This window comes from Streptomyces sp. ME19-01-6, assembly GCF_033793745.1.
GTDB lineage: Bacteria > Actinomycetota > Actinomycetes > Streptomycetales > Streptomycetaceae > Streptomyces.
This window is the reverse complement of record NZ_JARAXF010000048.1, coordinates 39,647-66,043: the sequence shown is the minus strand read 5'-3', so window position 1 is coordinate 66,043 and position 26,397 is coordinate 39,647. Positions and strand designations below refer to the sequence as shown.

Annotated in this window: 24 protein-coding genes; 14 read left to right on the top strand and 10 right to left on the bottom strand. The window is 66.4% G+C overall.

What is annotated here, in order from left to right; all coding sequences use genetic code 11:
• Positions 1–280: 280 nt before the first annotated feature.
• The 3 genes from PV419_RS49600 to thyX form a co-directional block, all read right to left on the bottom strand.
• Positions 281–1,966, bottom strand: coding sequence for a ribonuclease J (locus PV419_RS49600; protein ID WP_319700583.1), 1,686 nt, complete (start codon positions 1,964–1,966; stop codon positions 281–283).
• A gap of 124 nt (positions 1,967–2,090) precedes the next feature.
• Positions 2,091–2,990 (bottom strand): 4-hydroxy-tetrahydrodipicolinate synthase, encoded by a 900-nt coding sequence (gene dapA / locus PV419_RS49595; RefSeq protein ID WP_319700581.1) that lies wholly within the window; start codon positions 2,988–2,990, stop codon positions 2,091–2,093.
• A gap of 233 nt (positions 2,991–3,223) precedes the next feature.
• Positions 3,224–3,964 carry an FAD-dependent thymidylate synthase gene (gene thyX / locus PV419_RS49590; RefSeq protein ID WP_319700579.1) on the bottom strand — a complete coding sequence of 247 codons (741 nt, stop codon included), beginning with the start codon at positions 3,962–3,964 and terminating at the stop codon, positions 3,224–3,226.
• 187 nt (positions 3,965–4,151) lie between these two features.
• Between thyX and PV419_RS49585 the strand changes: the two genes are divergently transcribed.
• A complete protein-coding gene (locus PV419_RS49585; RefSeq protein ID WP_319700577.1) occupies positions 4,152–4,394 on the top strand; it encodes a hypothetical protein in 243 nt (80 codons plus the stop codon).
• A gap of 63 nt (positions 4,395–4,457) precedes the next feature.
• Positions 4,458–5,012: a PH domain-containing protein gene (locus PV419_RS49580; protein WP_319700575.1), complete on the top strand. Its 555-nt coding sequence runs from the start codon at positions 4,458–4,460 to the stop codon at positions 5,010–5,012.
• 44 nt (positions 5,013–5,056) lie between these two features.
• Here the strand turns inward: PV419_RS49580 and PV419_RS49575 are convergent, their stop codons facing one another.
• The 6 genes from PV419_RS49575 to eccD all read right to left on the bottom strand — a co-directional run bounded on the left by PV419_RS49575 (position 5,057) and on the right by eccD (position 12,370).
• Positions 5,057–5,515: a tetratricopeptide repeat protein gene (locus PV419_RS49575; RefSeq protein ID WP_319700573.1), complete on the bottom strand. Its 459-nt coding sequence runs from the start codon at positions 5,513–5,515 to the stop codon at positions 5,057–5,059.
• 9 nt (positions 5,516–5,524) lie between these two features.
• On the bottom strand, positions 5,525–6,277 hold the full coding sequence (gene dapB / locus PV419_RS49570) for a 4-hydroxy-tetrahydrodipicolinate reductase (RefSeq protein ID WP_319700570.1): 753 nt from the start codon (positions 6,275–6,277) through the stop codon (positions 5,525–5,527).
• A gap of 63 nt (positions 6,278–6,340) precedes the next feature.
• A complete protein-coding gene (locus PV419_RS49565) occupies positions 6,341–7,720 on the bottom strand; it encodes a pitrilysin family protein (protein ID WP_319700567.1) in 1,380 nt (459 codons plus the stop codon).
• Positions 7,717–9,969, bottom strand: a complete 2,253-nt coding sequence (locus PV419_RS49560; protein ID WP_319700565.1) for a polyribonucleotide nucleotidyltransferase — start codon at positions 9,967–9,969, stop codon at positions 7,717–7,719. Before PV419_RS49560 ends, PV419_RS49565 begins: the two co-directional genes overlap by 4 nt.
• 424 nt (positions 9,970–10,393) lie before the next feature.
• Positions 10,394–10,681, bottom strand: a complete 288-nt coding sequence (gene rpsO, locus PV419_RS49555; protein WP_030414166.1) for a 30S ribosomal protein S15 — start codon at positions 10,679–10,681, stop codon at positions 10,394–10,396.
• A gap of 219 nt (positions 10,682–10,900) precedes the next feature.
• Positions 10,901–12,370, bottom strand: a complete 1,470-nt coding sequence (eccD, locus tag PV419_RS49550) for a type VII secretion integral membrane protein EccD (RefSeq protein WP_319700562.1) — start codon at positions 12,368–12,370, stop codon at positions 10,901–10,903.
• A gap of 175 nt (positions 12,371–12,545) precedes the next feature.
• Here eccD and eccCa point away from each other — a divergent pair, with 175 nt between their 5' ends.
• The 9 genes from eccCa (at position 12,546) to PV419_RS49505 (ending at position 23,721) form a co-directional block, all read left to right on the top strand.
• Entirely contained in the window at positions 12,546–16,502 is a 3,957-nt protein-coding gene (gene eccCa, locus PV419_RS49545) for a type VII secretion protein EccCa (RefSeq protein WP_319700560.1), read from the top strand.
• 207 nt (positions 16,503–16,709) lie between these two features.
• Positions 16,710–17,171 (top strand): hypothetical protein, encoded by a 462-nt coding sequence (locus PV419_RS49540; protein ID WP_319700557.1) that lies wholly within the window; start codon positions 16,710–16,712, stop codon positions 17,169–17,171.
• Positions 17,172–17,190: 19 nt separating this feature from the next.
• Positions 17,191–19,494, top strand: a complete 2,304-nt coding sequence (locus PV419_RS49535) for a hypothetical protein (protein ID WP_319700556.1) — start codon at positions 17,191–17,193, stop codon at positions 19,492–19,494.
• 21 nt (positions 19,495–19,515) lie between these two features.
• A complete protein-coding gene (locus PV419_RS49530; protein WP_319700554.1) occupies positions 19,516–20,157 on the top strand; it encodes a hypothetical protein in 642 nt (213 codons plus the stop codon).
• 211 nt (positions 20,158–20,368) lie between these two features.
• Positions 20,369–20,560, top strand: coding sequence for a hypothetical protein (locus PV419_RS49525; RefSeq protein WP_319700551.1), 192 nt, complete (start codon positions 20,369–20,371; stop codon positions 20,558–20,560).
• A gap of 948 nt (positions 20,561–21,508) precedes the next feature.
• The gene (locus PV419_RS49520; RefSeq protein WP_319700549.1) at positions 21,509–22,072 is read left to right on the top strand and encodes a hypothetical protein; all 564 of its coding nucleotides are present in this window, start codon (positions 21,509–21,511) and stop codon (positions 22,070–22,072) included.
• A complete protein-coding gene (locus PV419_RS49515) occupies positions 22,072–22,812 on the top strand; it encodes a hypothetical protein (protein ID WP_319700547.1) in 741 nt (246 codons plus the stop codon). Before PV419_RS49520 ends, PV419_RS49515 begins: the two co-directional genes overlap by 1 nt.
• Positions 22,782–23,204: a hypothetical protein gene (locus PV419_RS49510; protein ID WP_319700545.1), complete on the top strand. Its 423-nt coding sequence runs from the start codon at positions 22,782–22,784 to the stop codon at positions 23,202–23,204. The genes PV419_RS49515 and PV419_RS49510 overlap by 31 nt, the downstream gene beginning before the upstream one ends.
• Before the next feature lie 103 nt (positions 23,205–23,307).
• On the top strand, positions 23,308–23,721 hold the full coding sequence (locus PV419_RS49505) for a hypothetical protein (protein WP_319700544.1): 414 nt from the start codon (positions 23,308–23,310) through the stop codon (positions 23,719–23,721).
• A 139-nt stretch (positions 23,722–23,860) separates the two neighbouring features.
• Here the strand turns inward: PV419_RS49505 and PV419_RS49500 are convergent, their stop codons facing one another.
• A complete protein-coding gene (locus tag PV419_RS49500) occupies positions 23,861–24,181 on the bottom strand; it encodes a hypothetical protein (RefSeq protein ID WP_319700543.1) in 321 nt (106 codons plus the stop codon).
• A gap of 229 nt (positions 24,182–24,410) precedes the next feature.
• Here PV419_RS49500 and PV419_RS49495 point away from each other — a divergent pair, with 229 nt between their 5' ends.
• From PV419_RS49495 to PV419_RS49485, 3 genes are all read left to right on the top strand, one after another.
• Complete coding sequence (locus PV419_RS49495) at positions 24,411–25,298, top strand: helix-turn-helix transcriptional regulator (protein ID WP_319700541.1); 888 nt, start codon at positions 24,411–24,413, stop codon at positions 25,296–25,298.
• Positions 25,285–25,506: a DUF397 domain-containing protein gene (locus PV419_RS49490; RefSeq protein WP_319700539.1), complete on the top strand. Its 222-nt coding sequence runs from the start codon at positions 25,285–25,287 to the stop codon at positions 25,504–25,506. The genes PV419_RS49495 and PV419_RS49490 overlap by 14 nt, the downstream gene beginning before the upstream one ends.
• Before the next feature lie 393 nt (positions 25,507–25,899).
• A complete protein-coding gene (locus PV419_RS49485; RefSeq protein WP_319700535.1) occupies positions 25,900–26,373 on the top strand; it encodes a hypothetical protein in 474 nt (157 codons plus the stop codon).
• The last annotated feature ends 24 nt before the right edge of the window (positions 26,374–26,397 follow it).

Here is a 26,397-nt window from a genome sequence, read left to right as displayed (position 1 = left end):
TATCTGGCGTTGACTTTTAGCACGCTGTTGAGTTCTCAAGGAACGGACGCTTCCTTTGAAACCGTTTCACCGGTCTCTCCGGGCGCTTCCCTTCGGTGTCTCCGACTTTATCAGAATTCTCTGAGCCGGATTCCCACCCGCCTTCCGGGTCCACCCCTGGCACGCTGAGTGCTCGGGGTTCCCCTTCCGGCGGAGCCGTAAACGTACTGGAGCGGGGCTCCCCGATGCAAATCGGGGAGCCCCGCTCGTGGGTCGGCGCCGGGCGGGTGCTGAGGCGGCGTCAGACCTCGACCACGACGGGGAGGATCATCGGGCGCCGGCGGTAGCTGTCGGACACCCACTTGCCCACCGAGCGGCGCACGAGTTGCTGCAGCTGGTGCGGCTCGACGACGCCGTCCGAGGCGGACTTGGCCAGGGATTCCTCGATCTTCGGGATGACCGAGGAGAAGGCGGCGTCCTCGATGCCGGAGCCCCTCGCCTGGATGTGCGGGCCGCCCACGATCTTGCCGGTCGTGCTGTCGACGACCACGAAGACCGAGATGATGCCCTCCTCACCGAGGATGCGGCGGTCCTTGAGTGAGGTCTCCGTGACGTCTCCGACCGAGAGGCCGTCGACGTACACATAGCCCGCCTGCACCTTGCCGACGATCTTCGCGACCCCGTCGACCAGGTCGACCACCACCCCGTCCTCGGCGATGACGCAGCGGTTCTTGGGCACGCCGGTCAGGGCGCCAAGCTCCGCGTTGGCGCGCAGATGCCGCCATTCGCCGTGCACCGGCATCAGGTTCCGGGGCTTGCAGATGTTGTAGAAGTACAGCAGCTCCCCGGCCGAGGCGTGCCCGGAGACATGGACCTTGGCATTGCCCTTGTGGACCACGTTCGCGCCCCAACGGCTCAAGCCGTTGATCACGCGGTAGACCGCGTTCTCGTTGCCCGGGATCAGCGAGGACGCGAGGATCACCGTGTCGCCCTGGACGATGCGAATCTGGTGATCGCGGTTGGCCATCCTGGACAGCGCGGCCATCGGCTCGCCCTGGGAGCCCGTGCAGACGAGGACGATCTCGTCGTCCGGCAGATCGTCGAGCGTCTTCACATCGACGACGAGCCCGGCCGGTACCCGCAGATAGCCGAGGTCGCGCGCGATGCCCATGTTGCGGACCATCGAGCGGCCGACGAAGGCGACCCGGCGCCCGTACTCATGCGCCGCGTCGAGGATCTGCTGGATGCGGTGGACATGGCTGGCGAAGCTCGCGACGATGATCCGTCGCTGGGCGTTGGCGAAGACCTGGCGCAGCACGCCGGAGATATCGCGCTCGGGCGGGACGAAGCCGGGGACCTCGGCGTTCGTGGAGTCCGAGAGCAGGAGGTCGATGCCTTCCTCGCCGAGCCTCGCGAAGGCGGGCAGGTCCGTGAGGCGGCCGTCGAGCGGCAGCTGGTCCATCTTGAAGTCGCCGGTGTGCACGGCCATGCCGGCCGGGGTGCGGATGGCGACGGCGAGGGCGTCCGGGATGGAGTGGTTCACCGCCACGAACTCGCAGTCGAAGGGGCCGATCCGCTCGCGCTGGCCCTCCTCCACCTCGAGCGTGTACGGGCGGATGCGGTGCTCCTGCAGCTTCGCCTCGATCAGGGCGAGGGTCAGCTTGGAGCCGATCAGCGGGATGTCCGGCTTCTCGCGGAGCAGGAACGGGACGCCGCCGATGTGGTCCTCGTGGCCGTGCGTGAGCACGATGCCGTCGATGTCGTCGAGCCGGTCCCGGACGCACGTGAAGTCCGGCAGGATCAGGTCGACTCCGGGCTGCTCCTCCTCGGGGAAGAGCACTCCGCAGTCGACGATCAGCAGCCGGCCGCCGTACTCGAAGACCGTCATGTTGCGGCCGATCTCACCGAGCCCGCCGAGGGGGGTGATGCGCAGTCCCCCCTCGGGGAGCTTCGGCGGAGGGCCAAGTTCAGGATGCGGATGACTCAAAAGACTCTCCTCACCACACACGCCACGTGCCCCCATGGGGCACATGGCGCGCGTGACATTCGTGCACTTGCTTGATGTGTCTGTATGAAGTTGTGACGTACGAAGTTGCGAAAATCGCCTCTGGTTACAGCTGTACCCCACCAGCGGCCAGATCGCGCTTGAGCTGCCCCGTTTCCTCGGCGCTGAGCTCGACGAGCGGCAGGCGCAGCGGCCCGGCCGGCAGGCCCTGAAGGGCCAGTGCGGCCTTCGTCGTGATGACGCCCTGGGTGCGGAACATCCCGGTGAAGACCGGGAGGAGCTTCTGATGGATTTCGGTTGCCTTCGCGACGTCGCCCGAGAGGTGGGCTTCGAGCAGCGCGCGCAGCTCGGGGGTGACGAGGTGGCCGACCACGGAGACAAAGCCGACGGCGCCGACGGACAGCAGCGGCAGGTTCAGCATGTCGTCGCCGGAGTACCAGGCCAGGCGCGAGCGGGCGATGGCCCAGCTGGCGCGGCCGAGATCACCCTTGGCGTCCTTGTTGGCGACGATGCGCGGGTGCTCGGCGAGCCGGACGATGGTCTCGGTGCTGATCGGTACGCCACTGCGGCCGGGGATGTCGTAAAGCATGACCGGCAGCTCGGTGGCGTCGGCGATGGCGGTGAAGTGCCGGAGGAGGCCTTCCTGCGGAGGCTTGCTGTAGTACGGCGTGACGGCGAGCAGTCCATGAGCCCCGGCCTGCTCGGCGGCGCGGGCGAGCTCGACGCTGTGCCGCGTGTCATTGGTGCCCGCTCCGGCCACGACGTGGGCGCGGTCGCCGACCGCCTCGACCACGGCCCGTACGAGCTGGGCTTTCTCCGCATCGCTGGTGGTCGGGGACTCGCCGGTGGTGCCGTTGACGACCAGGCCGTCATTGCCGGCGTCCACCAGGTGGACGGCGAGTCGCTGAGCGCCGTCGAGATCGAGCGCGCCATCGGCAGTGAATGGCGTGACCATGGCGGTCAGCATGCGCCCGAACGGGGTCTGCGATGTGGATGTCGGTGCCATGGGTCCCACGCTACTCGTAGCGCGCCTCGCGGTGCTCCCTCGGGGCGGCGACCGGGGCGGCCGTATGGGACCCGGCACTGCCTGCTCGGGGGTTCAGACAGTGCCGGATCCGTTTGTTCAGCCTAGATGAACTTCACGAAACGCCGCAATACGGACACCTCTCGTGCATGGACCGTCCGGGGAGTGCCCGGGCAAGTGTCCAGGAACTGCCATACGCAGCGGTGCGGGCGGCGCTATGGGGCGACGCGCCCGTTGGCGTTGAAGGCGGCGTAGGTGAGCGGCATCAGCTCGGCCCAGATGGCTTCCATCTTCTCGCCGACCATCTCGATCTCCCGCTGCGGGAAGGAGGGCACGGCGGCCTGCTCATGCTGCGTGCGCAGGCCGAGGAAGTGCATCAGCGACCGCGCGTTGCACGTCGCATACATGGAGGAGAACAGACCGACGGGCAGGACGGAGCGGGCCACTTCCCGGGCGACGCCGGCCGCCAGCATCTCCTGGTACGCCTCGTACGCGTGGCGATAGGCGTCCTCCATCACACGGCCGGTCAGCTCCTGCTGTGCCGCTGTGCCCTCCACGAACTCGTACTTGCCCGGGCGGCCCCGCTGGATCAGCTTGCGGGACTCCCCTGGGACGTAGAAGACCGGCTGGAGCTCGCGGTAGCGGCCGGACTCCTCGTTGTACGACCAGCCCACGCGGTGCCGCATGAACTCCCGGAAGACGAAGATCGGGGCGTTGATGAAGAAGGTCATCGAGTTGTGCTCGAAGGGGCTGCCGTGCCGGTCCCGCATCAGGAAGTTGATCAGCCCCTTGGAGCGCTCCGGGTCCTTGGTGAGCTCCTCGAGGGACTGCTCACCGGCGGTGGACACCCGGGCGGCCCACAGCACATCGGAGTCGGCCGCGCTGTGCTTGACCAGTTCGACGGTCACATCACTGCGGAAGCTGGCCTTCTCGGTCTCGGCGGGGATATCGGTCACCGGCGGGTCCTTCCATCTTTCATCGCTCAGGGCGCGCCCAGCTTACGGGTCGGCAGCGACATCGCCTCCGACCGGTCGTAACGCTGAAAATGGCGAAGGAAGTCGTTGAAAAAGGGCACCTCGCCACTCGTTCATGCGTCCTACCTACTGAAGTACCCACGTTCGAGGTTCCAAGGAGAGCCCCCGCATGTCCCGTCGGCGCGAGCCCGTACCTTTCGCCTTCATCGCCGAAGCCGACCAGTTCCGCAGCAATGTCACCCCGCCGCCCCGGCCCCGCGCCACGCCGTCGCAGATAGCGGGCCGCACGCTCATCAGCCTGACGATCATCGCCGGGTTCGTGGGCTCGCTGATGTTCGGGTTGCCCGCGCTCGAGACGGGACCTCGGACCACTCACCAGGTGCAGCAGTCGGAGGCGTCGGACGGGCGCTGAGCCCCTGGGATAGCCTCAGCCAGCACAGGCCCATCCGGACATGTGTGTGAGTGAGGACCATTCGTGCCCCTGCCCTTCCTGACAGCGGACCGCGCCCTTGGCGAAGACGGACCGGCGGCCGGAGCGGCCTCCCTGCCGTACGAGGACCCGGGCCGCCGGCGCCGCCCCTACCGGCCGGGTCCCTGGAGGGTCGGCGGAGCCGCGCTCCTGCTGCTGCTCGCCTCGTATGTGCTCTTCTCCGCGATGATCATCGCCCTCGCGGGGTCGGTGCCCGCTGCCGGCATCTGCGTCGGGGGCGCCGCGCTGGTGATCGTGTGCGCCGTCCAGCTGGTGCGGGTGGGTGTGTGGATCGACGAGGAGGGGCTGCGGCTGACAGGCCTGTTCTCCGCGACGACGGTGCGCTGGTCCCAGGTCGCGACGGTACGCACCACCCAGCAGCCGGTGCGGTGGCTGGGGCTGCCGCGCAGTGTCCAGGGGCAGGCGGTGCTCATCGAGCTGACTGGGGGCGGGTCCCCGCGGGTGGCCTTCACCGACCACAGCGCCGACTTCCTCGGTCGCCCCGAGGCCTTCGCCATGGCGGCCGACGCGATCGAGGGCTGGGCGGCCCGGTATCGCTGAGGCCCCGAGCCGCCTGAGGATCCCGGGCTGACTGAGGCCCGGGGTCAGCCCTGGGCCCGCACCGGCCGGCCGTCGTGCAGGGCGATCGCGCGCTGCATCGCCTTGCGGGCGCGCACCGTGTCACGCGCGTCGTAATAGGCGACGGCCAGCCGGAACCAGGAGCGCCAGTCGTCCGGCGACTCCTCCGTCTCGGCCCGCCGCTTGGCGAAGACCGCGTCCGCGGAGTCCCGGTCGATCCGCCCGCCGGGCGTCCGTACCAGCTCGTCGACCGGGAGGCCGCCCTCGGCCTCCAGCTCGCGGGCGAGCCGGTTCGCGCTCTGCGCGAACGCGGTCGTCTTCCACAGGAACCACGCGCCGATGAACGGCAGCACCAGCACCGCCGCGCCGAAGGCCACGGTCAGCGGCGTGCCCTGCTCGATGAGCAGCACGCCCCGGCTGCCGACCAGGACGAAGTACACGACCAGGACGGCCGCGAGGACGAAATACGTGATCTTTGCGCGCACCGCTGTGTCTCAGTCCAGATCGAGGAAGTGTTCCAGGCCGAGGGTCAGGCCGGGAGCGGACACCACGCGGCGCGCACCCAGCAGCACGCCGGGCATGAAGCTGCTGTGGTGGGTCGAGTCATGCCGGATGGTGAGAGTCTCGCCCTCCCCGCCCAGCAGGACCTCCTGGTGGGCGAGGAGCCCGCGCAGCCGCACCGAGTGCACCCGCACCCCGTCCACATCGGCGCCGCGCGCCCCCTTTAGCGCCGTGCTCGTCGCGTCGGGCTGCGGCGCGCACCCGGCCTTCTCCCGGGCCGCCGCGATCAGCTGCGCGGTGCGGGCCGCGGTGCCCGAGGGGGCGTCCGCCTTGTTCGGGTGGTGCAGCTCGATGACCTCGACCGACTCGAAGAAACGCGCGGCCTGCTGGGCGAATCGCATGGTCAGCACGGCGCCGATGGAGAAGTTCGGTGCGATCAGCACACCGGTGCCCGGCGCGGCCTCGAGCCATCCCCGCAGCTGGGCCAGGCGCTCGTCCGTCCAGCCGGTGGTGCCCACGACGCCGTGGATGCCGTGGCTGACGCAGAATTCGAGGTTGCCCATCACCGAGTCGGGGTCGGTCAGCTCGACCGCCACCTCGGCGCCCGCCTCGACCATCGTCTCCAGCTTGTCGCCCCGGCCGAGCGCGGCGACCAGCTCCATGTCCTCGGCGGCTTCCACGGCTCGTACGGCCTCGGAACCGATCCGGCCCCTGGCCCCGAGGACGGCCACGCGCAGCTTGCTCATCGTTCGAATCCCTTATGTCGTCCGCCGGGTGTGTGCGGCGGTCTTGCGCGGTCTTGCCAGGCGCTAGGCGACGGCCTCGTGCAGACGAGACGTCTGCTTGTCCTTCAGCGGGCCGATGACGGACAGCGAAGGACGCTGTCCCAGTACATCGCGGGCCACCTCGCGCACCTCGTCCGGGGTGACGGCTGCCATCCGGGCGAGCATGTCGTCCACCGACATCTGGTCGCCCCAGCACAGCTCGCTCTTGCCGATGCGGTTCATCAGCGCGCCGGTGTCCTCCAGGCCCAGCACCGTGGAGCCCCGCAGCTGGCCCACCGCGCGCCGCAGCTCCTCGTCGGTCAGCCCGTGCTGCGCCACGTGATCGAGCTCGTCACGGCAGATCTTGAGGACGTCCGGCGCCTGGCTCGGGCGGCAGCCCGCGTAGACGCCGAACAGGCCGCAGTCGGCGAAGCCCGAGGTGTAGGAGTAGACGCTGTAGGCGAGCCCGCGCTTCTCCCGCACCTCCTGGAAGAGGCGGGAGCTCATGCCGCCGCCGAGCGCCGTGTTGAGGACGCCGAGGGCCCAGCGCCGGTCGTCGGTGCGCGCGATGCCCGGCATGCCGAGGACCACATGGGCCTGCTCGGTCTTGCGGCCCTGCACCTCGACGCGACCGGCCGCGCGGATGGTGCGGGAGCCGTCGCGCGGGGCGACGGGGACCGCGTCCGTACGGGACAGGGCGCCCGCCTTGTCGAACGCCTTGCGCACCTGCCGGACGACCGCGGCGTGATCCACATTGCCCGCGGCGGCGACCACCAGATGGGTGGGGTCGTAGTGCTTCTTGTAGAAGCGGGCGATCTGGTCGCGGCTGAGGCCGTTGACGGTGTCGACGGTGCCGAGGACGGGGCGGCCGAGGGGCGTGTCGCCAAGCATGGTGTGCGCGAACAGGTCGTGCACACAGTCGCCCGGGTCGTCCTCGGTCATCGCGATCTCTTCCAGGACGACGCCGCGCTCGGCCTCCACGTCAGCGGCGTCGATCAGCGAACCGGTCAGCATGTCGCAGACGACGTCGATGGCCAGCGGCAGGTCGGCGTCGAGCACTCGCGCGTAGTAGCAGGTGTACTCCTTCGCCGTGAAGGCGTTCATCTCGCCGCCGACCGCGTCGATGGCGGAGGAGATGTCGAGCGCGCTGCGCCGCTGGGTGCCCTTGAAGAGCAGGTGCTCCAGGTAGTGGGTGGCGCCGTTCAGCGCGGGGGTCTCATCCCGGGAGCCGACGTGCGCCCAGATCCCGAAGGTGGCGGAGCGCACGGACGGCAGGGTCTCGGTGACGATGCGCAGGCCCCCGGGCAGGGTGGTCCTACGGACCGTCCCGATGCCGTTCTCGCCCTGGAGAAGCGTTTGGGTACGGGCGACGGCCCGCCCCTCCGAGGAGGGGCGGGCCGTCGCCGCGTGGGCGCGGGGCGTCACTTGGCGTCCGCGGCGGAGCCGCTGTCGGCGGCGTCCTTCGCTTCGTCCTTCGGCGCGTCCGAGCCCTCTTCGTCCTCGATGACGGGGATCAGCGAGAGCTTGCCGCGCTGGTCGATCTCGGCGATCTCGACCTGGACCTTGGCGCCGACCTTCAGCACGTCCTCGACGTTCTCCACGCGCTTGCCGCCGGCGAGCTTGCGGATCTGCGAGATGTGCAGCAGGCCGTCCTTGCCCGGAAGCAGGGAGACGAAGGCACCGAAGGTGGTGGTCTTCACGACCGTGCCCAGGTAGCGCTCGCCGACCTCGGGCATCGTCGGGTTGGCGATGCCGTTGATGGTGGCGCGGGCGGCCTCGGCGGCCGGGCCGTCGGCGGCACCGATGTAGATGGTGCCGTCGTCCTCGATGGTGATGTCGGCGCCGGTGTCCTCCTGGATCTGGTTGATCATCTTGCCCTTGGGGCCGATGACCTCACCGATCTTGTCCACCGGGATCTTGACGGTGATGATCCGCGGCGCGTTCGGAGACATCTCGTCCGGGACGTCGATGGCCTCGTTCATCACGTCCAGGATGTGCAGCCGGGCGTCGCGGGCCTGCTTGAGGGCCGCGGCCAGCACGGACGCCGGGATGCCGTCCAGCTTGGTGTCCAGCTGCAGGGCGGTCACGAACGTCTTGGTGCCGGCGACCTTGAAGTCCATGTCGCCGAAGGCGTCCTCCGCACCGAGGATGTCGGTGAGGGTGACGTAGTGGGTCTCGCCGTCGATCTCCTGGGAGATCAGGCCCATGGCGATACCGGCGACCGGGGCCCTCAGCGGCACACCGGCGTTCAGCAGCGACATGGTCGAGGCGCAGACCGACCCCATGGAGGTCGAACCGTTGGAGCTGAGCGCCTCGGAGACCTGGCGGATGGCGTACGGGAAGTCCTCGCGGGACGGCAGCACCGGGAGCAGCGCCCGCTCGGCCAGCGCGCCGTGGCCGATCTCGCGGCGCTTCGGGGAGCCGACGCGGCCGGTCTCGCCGGTGGAGTACGGCGGGAAGTTGTAGTTGTGCATGTAGCGCTTGCGCGTCTCGGGCGACAGCGTGTCCAGCTGCTGCTCCATGCGGAGCATGTTCAGCGTGGTGACGCCCAGGATCTGGGTCTCACCGCGCTCGAACAGCGCCGAGCCGTGGACCCGCGGGATCGCCTCGACCTCGGCGGCCAGCGTACGGATGTCCGTGACACCGCGGCCATCGATGCGCTTCTTCTCCTTGATGACCCGCTCGCGGACCAGGGTCTTGGTGAGCGCCCGGTACGCGGCGGAGATCTCCTTCTCACGCCCCTCGAACTGGGGCAGCAGCTTCTCGGCGGCCAGGCCCTTGACGCGGTCCAGCTCGGTCTCGCGCTCCTGCTTGCCCGCGATGGTCAGCGCCTGGGCGAGCTCGTCGCGGACGGCGGCGGTGAGCGCCTCCAGGACGTCGTCCTGGAAGTCGAGGAAGATCGGGAACTCGCCCGTGGGCTTGGCGGCCTTGGCGGCCAGGTCCGACTGAGCCTTGCAGAGCACCTTGATGAAGGGCTTCGCGGCCTCGAGGCCCGCGGCAACGACCTCCTCGGTCGGCGCCTCGGCGCCGTCCTTGACCAGCTGGATGGTCCTCTCGGTGGCCTCGGCCTCGACCATCATGATCGCGACGTCACCGTCCTCCAGGACGCGGCCGGCCACGACCATGTCGAAGACGGCGTCCTCGAGCTCGGAGTGGGTCGGGAAGGCCACCCACTGGCCCTTGATCAGGGCAACCCGGGTGCCGCCGATCGGCCCGGAGAAGGGCAGGCCGGCCAGCTGTGTGGAGCAGGAGGCGGCGTTGATCGCGACCACGTCGTAGAGGTGGTCGGGGTTGAGCGCCATGATCGTCTCGACGATCTGGATCTCGTTGCGCAGACCCTTCTTGAAGGACGGGCGCAGCGGGCGGTCGATCAGGCGGCAGGTGAGGATGGCGTCCTCGGACGGGCGACCCTCACGGCGGAAGAACGAACCGGGGATGCGCCCGGCCGCGTACATCCGCTCCTCGACGTCGACGGTGAGCGGGAAGAAGTCCAGCTGCTCCTTGGGGTTCTTGGATGCGGTGGTGGCCGACAGCACCATGGTGTCGTCGTCCAGGTAGGCCACGGCGGAGCCGGCGGCCTGACGGGCCAGGCGGCCCGTCTCGAAGCGGATGGTGCGGGTGCCGAAGGCGCCATTGTCGATGACGGCCTCGGCGTAGTGGGTCTCGTTCTCCACCAGGAAAATCTCCTCTTCTGCGTCCCTCGTCCGTGTGACGGAGGAACGGTGGTGGAGCAGCGCCCCTGGCCTTGGTCCGGCAGCCGGGCCGGTCTTCGATCGAAGCCACCGGAATTGCCAGTTCCGGGAGCCACTACCGAGGACCGGCTCTTGTGGCGCCGGTGCCACGGGAATGAGGCGCTCCTCCTCGTTCGTTATGACGTTGTTGGGACCAGACTACAAAGCTTCGCCCGTCCTCACGACGGCTGTGGATATCGGTGGGGACGGTGCGCGGGGTGCGCGGGCGGCGGCCGGTCCCGGTGGCGCGGCGCCGCGTGGGTTCCGCGGCACGTACGGCAGCGGGTTCCGCGGCACGTACGACAAGCGGCGCGTACGGCAAAGGGAGCGGTCCCCTGTCCCGGGAACCGCTCCCTACCACGGCGTCTTACTTGGCGCCCGCCGCACCGCGGCGGATGCCCAGGCGCTCGACCAGCGCACGGAAGCGTGTGATGTCCTTCTTCGCCAGGTACTGCAGCAGGCGGCGGCGCTGGCCGACCAGGAGCAGCAGACCACGGCGGGAGTGGTGGTCGTGCTTGTGGGTCTTGAGGTGCTCGGTCAGGTCGGAGATGCGGCGCGAAAGCAGCGCGACCTGGACCTCGGGGGAACCTGTGTCGCCCTCCTTGGTGGCGAACTCGGCCATGATCTGCTTCTTCGTAGCGGCGTCGAGCGACACGCGGTACTCCTTCAGGGTTCTTCTGTTCGGCCACCGAGTGCCCCTGGTCTTGGTCTCAGGGGAGCTTCCGGGACTCGGGAGGCGGGGTCCGCTGGGCGCTGTCTCCAGAGTGCTCGTACGAGAGCTCCGGGGGCGCGTACACAAACGGCCGTCACACAGCGTACCAGCCGCCGACCATGCGTTTACCCATCGGCCCGCCCGGTGGCCTCACTCACTGCTCTACCCGCTGGTCAGGCTGCGCGCGGAGGTGTAGACGTCCAGCACGGCCAGGGCAAGGGGCACCAGGGAGAGCAACAGGGCGCTCTCCGCCAGGTCGGAGAAGCGGCCCCAGAACGGGGAGAGACCCTTCTTCGGAATGATCAGCGCGATGCCGGTGATCAGCGCGGCTCCTGCCGTGACGGAGGCGGCGAGCCAGATCGTACGGACGTCCAGCGGGCCGCTGTCGTGCCGCACCAGCAGCTTGAACATGGCGTCGGCCGGCGGATTCAGGGACAGCCCGAGCACGAGCAGCCCCAGGCCGATCAGGCCCGCGGCGAGGACCGAGGCGACCTGGGCGGTGTAGCGGAAGAGACGGGCGCGCAGCAGCATCGCGAGACCGGAGACGAGGGCCAGCACCTGGCCCCAGACATTGTCGGAGAAGCCGAGCACGGCCGAGGCGCCGACGACGACGGCGGAGCAGCCGCCGACCAGGCCGAGCAGCATCTCATGGCCGCGGCGGGCCTGGGCGGCGATGCGTTCGGCGTCCACGGGCTCGGGGGCGGGCCCGGAGCCGGGGTCGAGGCTGTCCTCGTCGGCCGCCGAGCGGGGCGCGGCGTATCCGATGGGCAGGCGGGCGACGCGCGCCGACAGGCCCGGCAGGAACGCGATGGCGCCGATCGCGACGGCGGCGCACACCGCGGCGGTCTCGGTGGGGCTGACCTCGGTGAGGATCGCGCAGAAGGTGGCGAGGGTGCCGACGGTCGAGGCGAAGACCGCGGCGACGAACGGCGCGTCGCCGGTCGGCATGGCGACCACCAGGGCGACCGAGACGACGAGGATGGCGACACACCCGAGCAGGAACTGCAGGCGGCCGACGCCCTCGCCCGCGTCCAGGGGGAGCAGCCCCGAGCCCGCGATCATGGCGTGCGGCAGGGCGGCCAGGCCGAGCGCGATCGCGGAGGCCCGGTCCTCGTAGACCCGCGCCCGTACTCCGGCCAGGGCCGCGAGCAGCACCGCGACGGCGGCGGCGATGATGCCCGACAGGCCGTGCATGTCATGTTTGAGGGGATCGGCGAACCAGAGCACGAAGCCCATGAGGACCAGCAGCAGGGAGCCGCCGAACAGCCCGAAGGCGCGCAGGTATCCGTCGCTCCACAGGGTCCGGTCGCGGGTGACGGCGGAGGCGATCGCGTCCGAGACATCGTCGTAGACGGCGGGCGGCAGCGATTCGGCGAACGGGCGCAGGGACAGCAGTTCGCCGTCGAGCACCTGCTGGGCGCCCAGCGACAGCGCGCTGTCCAGGACGGTGCCGTCGCGGCGTACGAGGTGGTAGCCGGTCGGGGCGCCCACGGGCTGGGTCTGTCCGGTCAGGCGAAGGATCTCGGGGTAGACGTCGGCGACGGCGATGTCCTCCGGAAGAGCCACATCGATCCGACTGTCAGGTGCGACCACGGTCACCCTGCAGAAGCCGGTCGTGGCGGACGTACTCACCTGTAAGGCCCCCTGTTCGCTGTGGAGCGGCGCACGGCACCGCACGTGCGGCGGCCACCCTACCGGGACCGCGCAGCTCATACGTCGGTAGGATCGCCGTCTCGCAGAGGGAGTCCGTCGCCACGGGGGCGCCGGAAGGGAACTGTTCATCTGCGTTGAGGGGTTGAGAGATCCGGTGAGCCAGGTCGTCGTCAAGCGCCAACCGCGGGCTCTCCCGCCCGAGGTGCCGAGCGAGGAACTCCGCCTCGAATCGCCCCCTGAGCTGCCACGCGGTCAGCAAGAGGGCGTCCTGATGCAGCTGCTGCCCACGCTGGGCATGGCCTCGTCGATGGTCTATTTCTTCATGCCCGGCGCCGCGCCGATGATGAAGATCATGGGCGTGATGATGATGTTCTCCACGCTCGGCATGACCGTGGCGATGTTCATCCGGCACCGGCAGGGCTCGCAGGGGCAGCTGGCGGACATGCGCCGCGACTACCTCAAGTACCTCGCGCAGACCCGCCGTACGCTGCGGCGCACCGCGCGGGCGCAGCGCGACGCGCAGTTCTATCTGCACCCCTCCCCCGACCAGCTGTGGTCGGTCGTGGCCGACGGGAGCCGGGTGTGGGAACGGCGGACGAGCGACAACGACTTCGGGCAGATCCGGATCGGGCTCGGCTCGCAGCAGCTGTCCACCCCGCTGATCGCCCCCGACACCGCCGCGGTCGACGACCTGGAGCCGCTGACGGCGGGCGCCATGCAGAAGTTCCTGGCGACCCAGGGATCGCTGGAGCACATGCCCATGGCGGTGTCGCTGCGCGCCTTCTACCACGTGACGGTCTCCGGGGAGCCGGACTCGGTGCGGGGCGCGGCGCGGGCGCTCGTCGCCCAGCTGGCCACCTTCCACTCGCCCGAGGACCTCGTCATCGCGGTGGTCGCGCCGCGCAGCGCGGCGCCCTACTGGGACTGGACGAAGTGGCTGCCCCATCTGCAGGTGCCGGGCGCGATCGACGGAGCGGGCTCGCGGCGGCTGTTCAGCGACTCCCTCGCGGAGCTCGAGGAACTGCTCAAGGGGCGTCTGGAGGGACGGTCCCGGTTCAGCAAGGACGCCCAGCCGCTGCTCGACCAGCCACATGTGGTGGTCGTGCTGGACGGCGGGATGGTGCCGCCGGAGTCGGCCTTCGCGGCGCAGGAGGGACTGCAGGGCGTCACCGTCATCGAGGTGGTGCCGGGCGACCTCGACGAGCTGCGCGGCGGGCTCTCGATGATCGTACGGCCGGGAAAACTGGAGCTGCTGTCGCAGGTCGCGGCGTACGACGGGGTCCCGGACGCACTGACGCTTGAGGGCGCGGACGCGCTCGCCCGGCAGCTGGCTCCGCTGCGCATGGGCGGGGGCGACGACGACGAACCGCTGTTGGCCAACCTCGACTTCACCGACCTGCTGGGGCTCGGCGACGCGGGCTCGGTGGACGTCACGCGGACCTGGCGGCCGCGGTCGATCGCCGAGCGGCTGCGGGTGCCGATCGGAGTCGGCGAGGACGGTTCGCCGGTCATGCTGGACCTCAAGGAGGCGGCGCAGGACGGTATGGGCCCGCACGGCCTGTGTGTCGGCGCCACCGGCTCCGGCAAGTCCGAGCTGCTGCGCACCCTGGTGCTGGGGCTCGCGGTCACCCACTCGTCCGAGACGCTGAACTTCGTCCTGGCGGACTTCAAGGGTGGTGCGACCTTCGCGGGCATGTCGCAGCTGCCGCATGTGGCGGCGGTCATCACCAACCTCGCGGACGACCTGACGCTCGTCGACCGTATGCGCGACTCGATCACCGGTGAGCTGCAGCGCCGTCAGGAGCTGCTGCGCGCGGCCGGCAACTACGCCAACATCCACGACTACGAGAAGGCGCGGGCGGCCGGCGCCCCGCTGGAGCCCGTCGCCTCACTCGTCCTGGTGATCGACGAGTTCAGCGAGCTGCTGACGGCCAAGCCCGACTTCATCGACATGTTCATCCAGATCGGCCGTATCGGCCGCTCCCTGGGCGTACATCTGCTGCTGGCCTCGCAGCGCCTGGAGGAGGGCCGGCTGCGCGGCCTGGAGACCTACCTGTCGTACCGCATCGGTCTGCGGACCTTCTCCGCCGCCGAGTCCCGTACGGCACTGGGCGTGCCGGACGCGTACCACCTCCCGTCCGTCCCGGGCTCCGGCTACCTGAAGTTCGGCACGGACGAGATGACGCGGTTCAAGGCCGCGTACGTCTCGGGCGTGTACCGCACCGGGGCGGCGCCCGCCGACTTCGACGGCACCTCACTGCCGATCGAGCGCCGGCCGGTGCTCTTCACGGCCACCCCGGTCCCGGTCACCTACACCACCCCGGACCCGGCGGCGCTGACCACCCCGTCCCGTCAGGAGGACGACGCGCTGGCCGACACGGTCCTCGACGTCATCGTCCGCCGTCTGGAGGGCCAGGGCGCCCCGGCCCACCAGGTCTGGCTCCCGCCGCTGGACGAGGCCCCTTCGCTGGACCAGCTGCTGCCATCGCTGTCCCCGGTCGAGGGCCGCGGCCTCACCGCGCCCGAATACCCGCGCCTGGGCAACCTCGTCGTCCCGCTCGGCCTCATCGACAAGCCCTTCGAGCAGCGGCGCGACGTGCTCTACCGCGACTTCTCCGGCGCCGCGGGCCACATGCTGGTCGTCGGCGGCCCGCAGTCCGGCAAGTCCACGCTGATGCGCACCCTGATCTCCGCCTTCGCCCTCACCCACACCCCGGCCGAGGTGCAGTTCTACGGCCTGGACTTCGGTGGCGGCGGCATGAGCGCCGTCGCCGACCTCCCGCATGTCGGCGGCATCGCCTCCCGTCTGGACCCGGAGCGAGTGCGGCGCACCATCGCCGAGGTGGCCGGCATCCTGGCCCGGCGCGAGGAGTACTTCCGCGCCAAGAACGTCGACTCGATCGCCACCTACCGGCGGCAGCGGTCCCGCGGCGAGCACTCGGAACAGGGCTGGGGCGACGTCTTCCTCGTCATCGACGGCTGGGCCAACTTCCGGCAGGAGTACGACATGCTGGAAGGAGTCGTGGCCGACATCGCGGGCCGCGGCCTCGGCTACGGCATCCACATCGTGGTGACCGCTTCACGCAACATGGAAGTCCGCGCCTCTTTGAAGGACCAGCTCCTCAACCGCCTCGAAATGCGCCTCGGCGACACCATGGACTCCGAATTCGACCGCAAGGTCGCCGCGAACGTCCCCGTGGGCGTCCCCGGCCGCGGCCAGCTCCCCGAGAAGCTGCACTTCATGGGCGCCCAGCCACGTATCGACTCGGGCAGCGACCCCGACGAGATCACGGATGCCGCCGGCGAGCTGATCCGCGCGGTGACCAGCAACTGGCACGGCCCGCACGCCCCCCGCGTACGGCTCCTCCCCCGTCGGCTCCGCGCCGAGGACCTCCCCAAGGGCTTCGAATACCCCCAGCACGGCATCGCGATCGGCATCGACGAGACCAACCTCGAACCGGTCTTCGTCGACTTCGAGTCCGACCCCTTCTTCCTCGTCTTCGGCGAGAGCGAATCCGGCAAGACGGCCCTGCTACGGCTCATCGCCAAGCAGATCACCGAGCGGTACGGCCCGGACGAGGCGAAGATCGTGGTCGGCGACTACCGCCGCTCACTGCTCGACGTCATCCCGGACACCCACCTCCTGGAGTACGCCCCGATCGCCTCGGCCCTCCAAGTCCACACCACTGCCCTCAACGGCCTCATGGAGCGCCGCGCCCCCAAACCGGACATCACCCCCCAGCAGCTGCGCGACCGCAGCTGGTGGAGCGGACCGCAGTTCTTCGTCATCGTCGACGACTACGAGCTCGTCTCCACCAGCAGCGGCAACCCGATGGCCGTCCTCACCGACAACCTGCCCTTCGCGCGCGACGTCGGCATGCGCTTCATCATCGCCCGTAACTCCGCGGGCGCCTCCCGCTCGATGTTCGAGTCCTTCATGCAGCGCATCAAGGAGCTCGGCGCCCAGGGCGTACTCCTTTCCGGTGACCCCACGGAAGGCGACCTCCTCGGCGGCGTCCGCCCCCGCCCCATGCCCCCGGGCCGCGGCTTCTTCGTCTCCCGCAAGCGGGGGACGCCGCTGGTGCAGCTGGGATGGCTGCCGGACCAGTAAGCCTCCCGCATCACTCGCGGCGCGTCTGTGAGCCTGCCGCCACGAGACGCACGGAGCACTCACGGACCTCTGCCCCGGGCCACTCGGCCCGGGGCAGAGGTCTTTCCGGACGGCGACACACCCCTTCAGCTACCCGCACGTACGGTCAACTCCCTTAAACTGATGGTGACTTATGATTCTCGAACACGCACACCAGGGGAGAGAAGCGTGTCGTTCGAAGACGAGTGGAACGGGCTCCGGGCCGAGGCGACGACGCGCTTGCGTCTCAACGAAGCCGACAAGGGCTCGTCCGGGGGGGGCGGCCGTTCCGGCGACCTGATCGTGCACCAAGACGATCTAGGACGGGTCGGCCACGAGGCCTTCTTACTCCACGACCGCCTCAAGAAGGCGGGCGACATGACCCGTGGAGCGAAGGACGACGGCTCGACGGCCAAGGCCGCCAGCGCGCTCACCACCCACCACTTCACCTTGGGCGGCGCTCTCACCACCATGACCACGACCTGGAACGACCAGCTCAAGACGTTGCTGCAGGCCTGTGCCCATATCTCCAACCACCTCGACTACTCGAAGAAGTCGCAGGCCCATACGGACGCGAAGATCGCCACCGACATGGCACGCCGGGACGGGACCGCCATGCCGGTCTCCGAGATTTCCAAGTACTACAAGTAGGGACGGGGCGGGACTGCATATGGCACACCTGACTTTCGACGACCTGTATCACGTCTCCTTAGCGAGCCTCGGCTCGGCAGCCGACGACTGGAAGGAGATGGTGGACCAACTCGAGACCCTGGCCACAGATGCCAGCGACGGCATGGTGAAACAATCGGAAGCCGCCCGCTGGGCCGGCGTCGACGCCGATGTCACCAGGCCCTTCGTGCGCAAGACCGGCAAAGAGTTCGGCGACGCCCATGCCGAGGCCAAAGCAATCTGGGCAATGCTCCGCGACGCTCACAAAGAACTCGCGGCGCTTCAGTCGGCACTCAAGGAGGCCGTGGATGTCGAAGCCAAGAACAAGCAGATTCAGGTCACCGGCCTACCGGACGGCACGGTGCAGTGCGTATATCTGCATCGACGCGACACAAATGACGAGCATACGACGGCGCAACTCGACTACAAAGACCACCTGACACATGAGATCAACAAACTCATCGCTCAGGCCGATGACATCGACAAGTCCGCTTCAAGCGCTTTGAAGATGATTCACGGTAACGACAGCCATGACTTCGGCCACGCGAAATACGACTCCCTGGACAACGCCCAGTCCACGCGGGCAGTTCAGCTTGCCAGGAAAAGCCTCGCGAAGTACCGGGACGGTGGTGAGCTCAGCAGCACGGAACTCGCCGAGCTCAAGCGTATTTTCGCACAGAACTCCAAGGACCGCGAGTTCGCTGTCGATTTCTACAAGGCCCTAGGCCCGAAGGATGCCCTGCGCTTTCAGGCTGAGATCGCGTTCGATGCTCAGAACGAGGGCGACAAAACGCAGCTCAAGCTCGCTCAGAGCATTCAGACAAGCATGGGCGAGAGCCTCGCAACGGCCACTCGGCCCCCCACTGGGAAGGACGACCCCAATACGACCTTCCGAGAGGACAGGGACTACCTCGGTAGGGAATGGCAGACAGAACTCAAGCGGGTGGGGCGCGCGCCTCTCACATTCCAAAGGAACAACGCCAGGGTCGAAATTCGAGGCTATCAAGTCCTCGGAGCAATTTTACGCCACGGTAGCTACGATAAGTCGTTCCTCACTCCCATCGCAGAGGACATGGTCACATTCGAGCGCAAGCAGCCGGATGCCTGGCCGCAACCGCATAACTCATATTCGAGGCTCGGGGCGGATGGGTTCGGCCTCAACCTCGACAAGGACGGGGGTCCCGGCTGGGACCCCATGGCTGGCCTCTTGGAAGGTCTCTCGCACAGTCCCGGAGCGTCGACGGAGTTCTTCCACGGCTCCACGGGTGAGGGCGAGCACGACGGACTCAAGAAGATCAGCAACCTCGACTACTTTCTCGGGGACAAGGACGGCAAGGGCGCACGTGAGTGGACATACGGCGCCGCAGGCATCGAGGTCTCCGACACTGAGAACTTCGGCAAGGAAGCACTCGGACGCGCTCTCGAGTCCGCCACGTCCGGGCGCCCGTACGACAGCGACGCACCCGTGAAGAACCACACACAGAAGCAGGCCGACATATTCGACTCGGTGGTGAAGAGAGTGGCTGCGAACCCCGAGCTTTTCAAGGGGGACGGCGAGCTCGCTCCTATTGCAGGCAGCCTCGGTAATATGTCCGCAGAGTATATGCACGATATCCAGCGAGTTTACGCAGGTGGAGACGAAAGTGGCTACATCAGAGACACTGGCGCCGAACCGGATCTCTCAAGGCCGGAAGACAAACACACTTTGGATCTGTTCCTGAAGACGACCACAGCAGACCCCGATGCATACGCAGCCGTCACACAAGCTCAGGAATTAGTGACCGCCGAAACGCTCCGTCAAGCATTAACTCATCGCGGAGACAACGAGGATATCGGGAATCTAGCCGAGATTGCCGTGACCCCAGGCGCAATGGTCGAAGGAAACGCGGCCCAAGGTCGGGCTGACGCAATAGCAACTGCCGACGACAGTGCACAGAAGGCTCAAGAATACAATGATTCACTGACAGCCGGAGACGGATGGATCGGTCGATTCGTGGATCTAGGAATTGGCGCCATCGATAATATCCCTGTGGCCGGCGATGTCGCCGGGTGGGTGATCGAGGACGTGCGAGAGGCCGTCCTCGATCACAGAGCAGCGGATCCGGACGACGCAGCGAAAAAGATTCAGGAAAATAAAGACGCATACCTAACAACCGAACGCGTAAGGAGGGCCGAAAGAGCAAAACAAGCATTTTATGATGCAGCAAGCCAGGCGGGCATAGACGCCAAGGATCAAAACGTTAAGAACGCCGCTCAGCAGGTCTACAATGCAGCATATAGCGCCAACGCTGTCGAGGCTTCATAAGGAAGTAGGTGCCTCTCACACATGGTACTGAAGCCACTACTCTCGACTCGCAGCAAAGGGATCGCCGCCACACTGTTCCTGGTACTCGGCGCCGGGACATGGTGGGCGGCGAACAATTCAGGGTCCGATACCGACACCATCAAGATCCCTCAGCGGATCTGCCATAATCGCATTTCCGGCGAAAAAGCGGCGCCCCTCTTGCGCACCAAGGGATCGAAGTACACGGAAGACGCCGAAACCTTTGGCGGCTGGTCATTGCTGGGAACTTGCGAGGCGAAAGTAGACGATAGCCGCATTTACGTATCCTATCAGGATGCCCTCGGCCACAAACGCAGTTATCGCCCCAAAGGGATTCCTGTTTCCCTAGGCCAGGCTTATGGATCCTTGACCACCGGAGGGGCTATCAATCTATACGTCTCATGCACCAATACCCCTAGAACCGCCACAGAGTGGCTCCTAATAGGCGCAAACGCCACCATGGTGGACGACCAAATTGATGACGGGCGGAAGCTGAGTAAGTCAACCAGCGGGCTGCGGGCGCTGACTGAGTTCACCGCTCAGGCCGTACGCGACCTAACCCAGGACTGGTTCAAGTGTCCCGGCGCAGAGCAACTGCCAGACGGCCCCGTAACCATCCACTGGGACAAACCAGCCGTTCGCTAACCTCGATCTTTCGTGACGGTCTGCCGACGGGTTCGGTGGACCGTTTCGCTTTGTGTGGTTGACGTTGGGCAGGCCAGCGGCCCCGTTGTCACACCGGGTGGGCGCCGGGATCCACTGCTCCGGATCAGACGGTGCTGTCACCGGGACGGGGAAAGTGTCGATCATACTCGAAGACGCCAGGGCAGCCATTCTTGGACATAAGGAGGAGAGTGTGGAAGACGCGGCCCGACAAGTCCAAGAGAACCGAGACCTCTACCTGGACACCGAGCGCGAAAAATCAGCGCAGGCCGCAAAACGCGCCGTCTACAGTGCAGCAAGGCAAGCAGGACTCAACATCAATAGTGGCACCGTCGAGAATTCCGCTGACGAAGTTTGCCATACAGTAAGCCCCCCAGGAAATTGAGAACCCATCACAAGAATCAGGGCGCCTCTTCCCAATGCCTCAAATCGCATCGTTCAAATCGCGTCAAAGGAATCTTGGCCATCACGATCTTGGCCGCCGCCGGGTTATGGTGGACCACAATCGACTCTTCGACAAGCACGCATGCAATCAAGCTGCCCGAGAGAATCCGTGACCACCGAATTTCTCGTGACACCGCTGCCCCTCTACTGCTTTCGAAGGGGTCGAGATACGAGGAGGAGACCTTCGGATGCAAGGAGTGGTCATTTTCCGGAACTTGCGAAGCAAAAGTAGATTATGCGCGAATTTACGTAGGATACCAAGACGCATGGGCAGCGCCTATGGGGCATTGACAGATGAAGGCAGCATCAAGCTATATGTAGACTGCGTCGGCACTTCAAAGACGACTGCGGACGGATTACTGATAGGCGCAGACGCCACCGTGATCGGGAATCAAATAGATGCAGGAAATGCCATAAGCAAATCAACCAAGGGCCTACGGCCCTTGACCGAGTTCACCGCCCAGGCTGTACGCGACCTAACCCAGAAGTGGTTCAAGTGCCCGGAGCCGACAAGCTGCCGGACGGCGCCGTAACCATCCACTGGGACAAGTCGGAAGTTCGCTGAGCCGGCCACCACCGCTTCTCCGACGAGACCTCGCGAGCCCTGCACTGAAGCGCTTCACCCAAGCAGCAGGGTTCCAAGCGGAACCTGCCACATCAAAGGCTGGGCAGGAGTTAGGCGACCAGGCGTCTCACCGCAAGCTGACAGGGAGGGCGCCGACACACCTCATACGCGGTTTCCCGGTTAACAGGGCCTCCGCTCTCTCGCCGTGCTTGTGGTTCCGTGGCATTGGTGGATCAGATCAAGGCACGTATTTGGGAGCGCCCAGGGCGCCCGTGGCGTTGCGCTAGGTTCCATGATCACTGCCATGTTCGCAACGGGGGCGCCATGAGCGACAAGGATCTGCCAGAGCCGAAGAATACCCAACTTCCGCTGCTGCCCGGTACATCGACCGACCGCGGTTTCTTCGCCCCTCCGCCCTTGATGGCCCGGCCGGGGATGCCCAACATTTACGACCCTAACGCACCCAAACCCGGGCGCGGCCTCGCTCCGGGTGTCCACGGCCCGGCACCGCAGAACCTCGCGATCACTCCCAGTGTGCTGCGCGGAGCAGCGGGCAAGGCGGACGAGGTCTATGACACTCTCTACAAACAGGCGGCGTCGTTGGAGGAACCGACAGCCAAGGCAGCCAGGGCTGTGAAAGGCCGCCAGGTGGAGAGAGCGCTCCGGCAATCGCATAAGCATTGGGAGGAGCAGGCGGGCACGGTCACCGCCTGGCTGGCCCACATCTCCGAGAGCCTGCGGGCTGCAGCCAACGTGCATGTGAAGCAGGATCTGGGCACAGGGGAATCGTTCGGCCAAAGGGATACCCTCGACCTTTACGGCAAAAGGAACCACGGTCGGCAGAGCCCGGCCGGGGAGACGTCCTCCTCATCGATCTCGAGGTACTGATGGGCACGTTCTACCACGAGTTGCGGTTAGCCGACTTCGGCCCGCTGGATACTCTGGCGACGAAGTGGAAGGACGTCCACGACAAGATCAAGGATCTCGACGACAAGATCCGTGACAAGGTGCTGAAGCCCCTGAAGGACAAGGGATACTGGGAGGGTATGGCCGCCCCCTACGCCTGGACACAGATCGATGACATCCAGCGTCAGGTGACTACCGCCGCCAAGGTGGTCGACGGGGTTCGCAGGGCCATCGAGGACGGGGCCGGGGAGCTGAAGGCCGCCCAGAAGAAGCTGAACGACGCGGTAAAAGAGTTCGGCGAACAGGGGATGTACGTCGACCCAAAGGTCAGGCTGGTCTTGGCTGAAGCATGTACCCCAGCGAATTACGACGAGGACGCCGAGAAGAAGGTGAACGCCGCGCAGACCAGGCTCAACACGATCCTCCGCGAGGCGTTCGAAGCAGACCAGAACTTGTCGATCACGCTGATGGAAAACGTCGGGCTGGAGTTGTGGTTCAACAGTGGGAAGATCCGTACGGACATCAACCACACCAGCGGCATCAGCACTGATCGCAATGACATGCTCGGCCGCGATATGCGAGGTCTCGACCCCTCTCCATCGACAAACCACCTCACGCCCCGCGCCTCTTGGCCAACTGGGTGGCCGGGACGGGCGACGACCACTATATGTTCTCCCGACACGACCCGTTCGTGGAACAAATCCGCCAGAGCGAAAGCATGAACACTCTTCGTGGTCAGACCATAGACGCATGGAAGGCTGGGAGCGGGGAGGGAACCCTCCATCACAGATTGGCGTCCAAGCCGTTCCTTGGGCAGGTGGGTACATATGCCAAGGACATGGCTGGCCTCTCCGGTATCGACAATCTGTGGGGAGGGGACACCAACGAGGCGCAGTCCTTGCTCGGTTCCTATGACCTTGACTACGTCATCAAGGGCACCGACCCCGACGGGAAGCTCATCGTGCAGTACACACTGAGAAACGACACCGACATGGAGTCTTTCCTGCCTGGCTATCAGAAGAGCCAGGAGACCCTCAACCACGACAATGGCCCCGGCGCGGACATCAAAGAAGTCATGATCTGGACCGAGCGCATCGACCCGGACGATCATTGAGATACTCATCGCAATGAGAACGACAGGGAAACCAGGGCTCGCCCGAAGGCTCTGGCGTGTCCGGCCCATCAGGTTCGTACTGATAGGAGTGACATGCCTCATCATGCTCCCGGTGGGGTGCATCGCCGTACTGAACGCCGTATCGGGGGAGTGCGAGCGGGCCAGCCTCAAGGTGTCTGAGGCTGACCTGCCGGGGACTTATCGGGGCCCGGACGGCATGCGCATCACCCTCGAACCTCTCGCCCGGGGCGGCCGACTGCAGGTGCAGAACTGGCCGAAGGACCCGTTCCTGGACGACGGACGCCGCTTCAGGGGCCGGGGCAGTTGGTCCTACCAGGTGGTCGAGGCCACGAACGGAGAGCGAATCCCACACGTCGAGCTGGGCTTCGAAGGCGTCAGCTTCGATGACATCCCTGTGGAAGACCAGTACCTGCTGGTCGGCGGCACCCCGGAAAAGCCCGTCCTCCTCGAACAGGATGACCCGGACAACTGTCCCGATGCGGAGTTCCGGCAGTAGTTGACCGGCTTAGGCCGCGCCCGCTCACAGAGCAGCACGAAAATGAGGGCATCGGCCAAGGCCGGTCTCGTTCTGCTTGCTGTCGCGTTCCCAATCATCACGGCCGCTGAGGCGCTCTCCCAGCCAAGCTGAGGGCCTCTCATGGAAGGTCGAGGGCCAGCGGGTCGAGCGGCAGGATGATCTCGCACCACACCTGTTTCTGATCCGTGCCGATGCGGTGCCACCCCCAGCCGGCCGTCAGCGCCGTGACCATGTGCAGTCCACGCGGGCAATAGGCCGTCGCTTCACAGAGGATCAGGTCCAGCGAAGCAATGCCTCCTCCGTGACGCAGAGCGTTGGCGCATAGTTCGCCCACGACGGATTCGATCTGGAAGGCCGCCTCGGGCAGGCGCCACTCCTCGCGAACCCATGACGCAGCTCTGTGTCGCGCGTGCACCACAACCCGGTCGCGACCCAGCACCGGGCCTTCCCAGCCGACTCGTGTCGGTGGGCACCCAGACAAGGTTGGGGATGAGGGCACGCCCATGTGATCACCTCTCACAAGGAGTTGGCGGCAGCAGAACGGCAAGCCGTGACGCGCTTGCCACGATCCGTAACCATGCCAGCGCAATCTGCAACTCGGCAAGTCGACGGGAAATATTCCTCGTGTTCGATTGCTCCTCCCTGCACGTCCCACCACACTGTGATCCATGGCTTGGAAGAAGAGCACGGCGTCGAAGTCCGTGTACCGCCGCCAACTTGCTGCCCGCCTTCGAGAGTTGCGCGAGGACGCGGAGCTGACCCTGGCCGAGGTCGCCGACCAGGTGGAGGTCAGTCAAGGATCACTGAGCCGCATTGAAACCGGTGATCGCGGCACCACTCCGCTCCTCGTGAAAGCACTCCTCGACTGCTACGAGGTCACCGACACAGCCCTTCGCGAGGACCTCCTTGATCTGGTCCGCGCCGACCAGGCCCAGAAGCGGCCGTGGTGGAAGAAATACGCCACGGTGGTCAACACCACGCAGTACGGCGGATATTTGACGCTGGAGTCCAGCGCCACTTCGCTACGTACGCACCAACCCCTGCTCGTGCCCGGACTCCTACAGACCGAGGCGTACGCGCGGGAGATCATCACCGAGATGCGCCCCGACCTGTCAGCCCGGCAGGTTCAGGCGTTGGTTGATGTACGTATGCGGCGCCAGGAGATGCTGGACACGGAAAACGCACCCACCCTGTGGGCTGTCATCGACGAAGCTGCAATCCGACGCCACATCCGCTCGGCAGAGGTTGCGAGACAGCAACTGGAGAGGCTTGTGCATGCATCTGAGCACCCTCGCATCACTATCCAGTTCCTGCCGTTCACAGCGGGTGCACACGCCGGCCTCTACGGTTCGTTCATGCTCATGGATTTCCCCGCGCCCACTCCGGAAGTAGTGTGGGCCGAGAACCTCACCAACTCCGTCTGCTTTGAGGATCCGGGGGACGTGGACCGGTACATCGAGGTTTTCGACCACCTGAGGTCCCGAGCACTGGAGCCATCGGAGACTTGCCGACGTTTCCGGACAATCGCCAGGGAGTTGCAGCATGCAGAACATTAACGCCGCCCTCTCAGCACTCCATTCTGAAGGCGCTCATTGGCGGAAGAGCTCGTACAGCGGAGGTAATGACGACTGCGTCGAGTTCGCAATCGTCGAAGTTCGCATAGCCGTCCGGGACTCCAAGCGCCCCGACCTCGCTTACACCTCATTCACTGCCGCCGCTTGGCATGAGTTTGTCTCCGCCGTCACAGCGGGCACCCTCGCTTGAGAGCAGAGAACGAGAGGCATCCTTAACTTAACACTCCGCTAACCCAAGGCGCCGACGAGATGACTTAAAGTGTCGGGCTCCCACAGCTTGGGTCACGACCAGCTCATAGCCTGTGAATAGAGCCCATCATGGAACCCGCGGAGACGCGCGCGCGTCTGATCCCGTAAGTTTCCCTTCCGGACACCACTGGTTCGAGCTTCCGGCACACGGCGTAGTCGTTACGTCATTCTCCGCAAGGAGAACTCGTGCACTCAACGGTCGAAGCGCACAAACCGACCGATCGTTCGACCAGTGTGCCCGGAAAGGGGTGAATAACAAGGCACCAGCGTGCTAACTTCGGAAGGCTAATCGCCGTATGCGACGCGCCACTTGATGCCTAGCCATGGGGGAATCATGACCTTTGAGGACGAGTGGTCCAAGCTCCGTACCGACGCTGCGGCGGGGCAGAAGTCCACCCATATGCGGCTCAACCAGACCGACCCCCCTGGTCCGAGCCTCCCTGGATCGCTCAACCTCAAGTCGAGCGCATCCAAGAAGAAGAGTGCCGTCAAGGCTCTGGAAGACCACGTCCAGCCGGACACGAAGACGGCCGGCGAGTACGTCGACGAATCGACCGAGAAGGCCGAGAAGGAGTTCAAGGACTGGGCCACCGGGAGTGGGCTCACCGATGCCCTCAAGGGATGGCATACCTCGGTCAAGGCCCTTCAGGCGCGCCTCTCGCAGGAGAAAACCGCGCTGAGTGGGACCAACAAGTATTTCCTGGGCAATGACTTCCTTGTCGGATCACAGCTCACCACGGCCGTTCCTCCCGCCCAGAGTTCGGACAACGTACCGTTCTCCTCTCGTATCTCGGACTATTACCGCTAGGGGGGCTCGTTGCTCACGTACCAC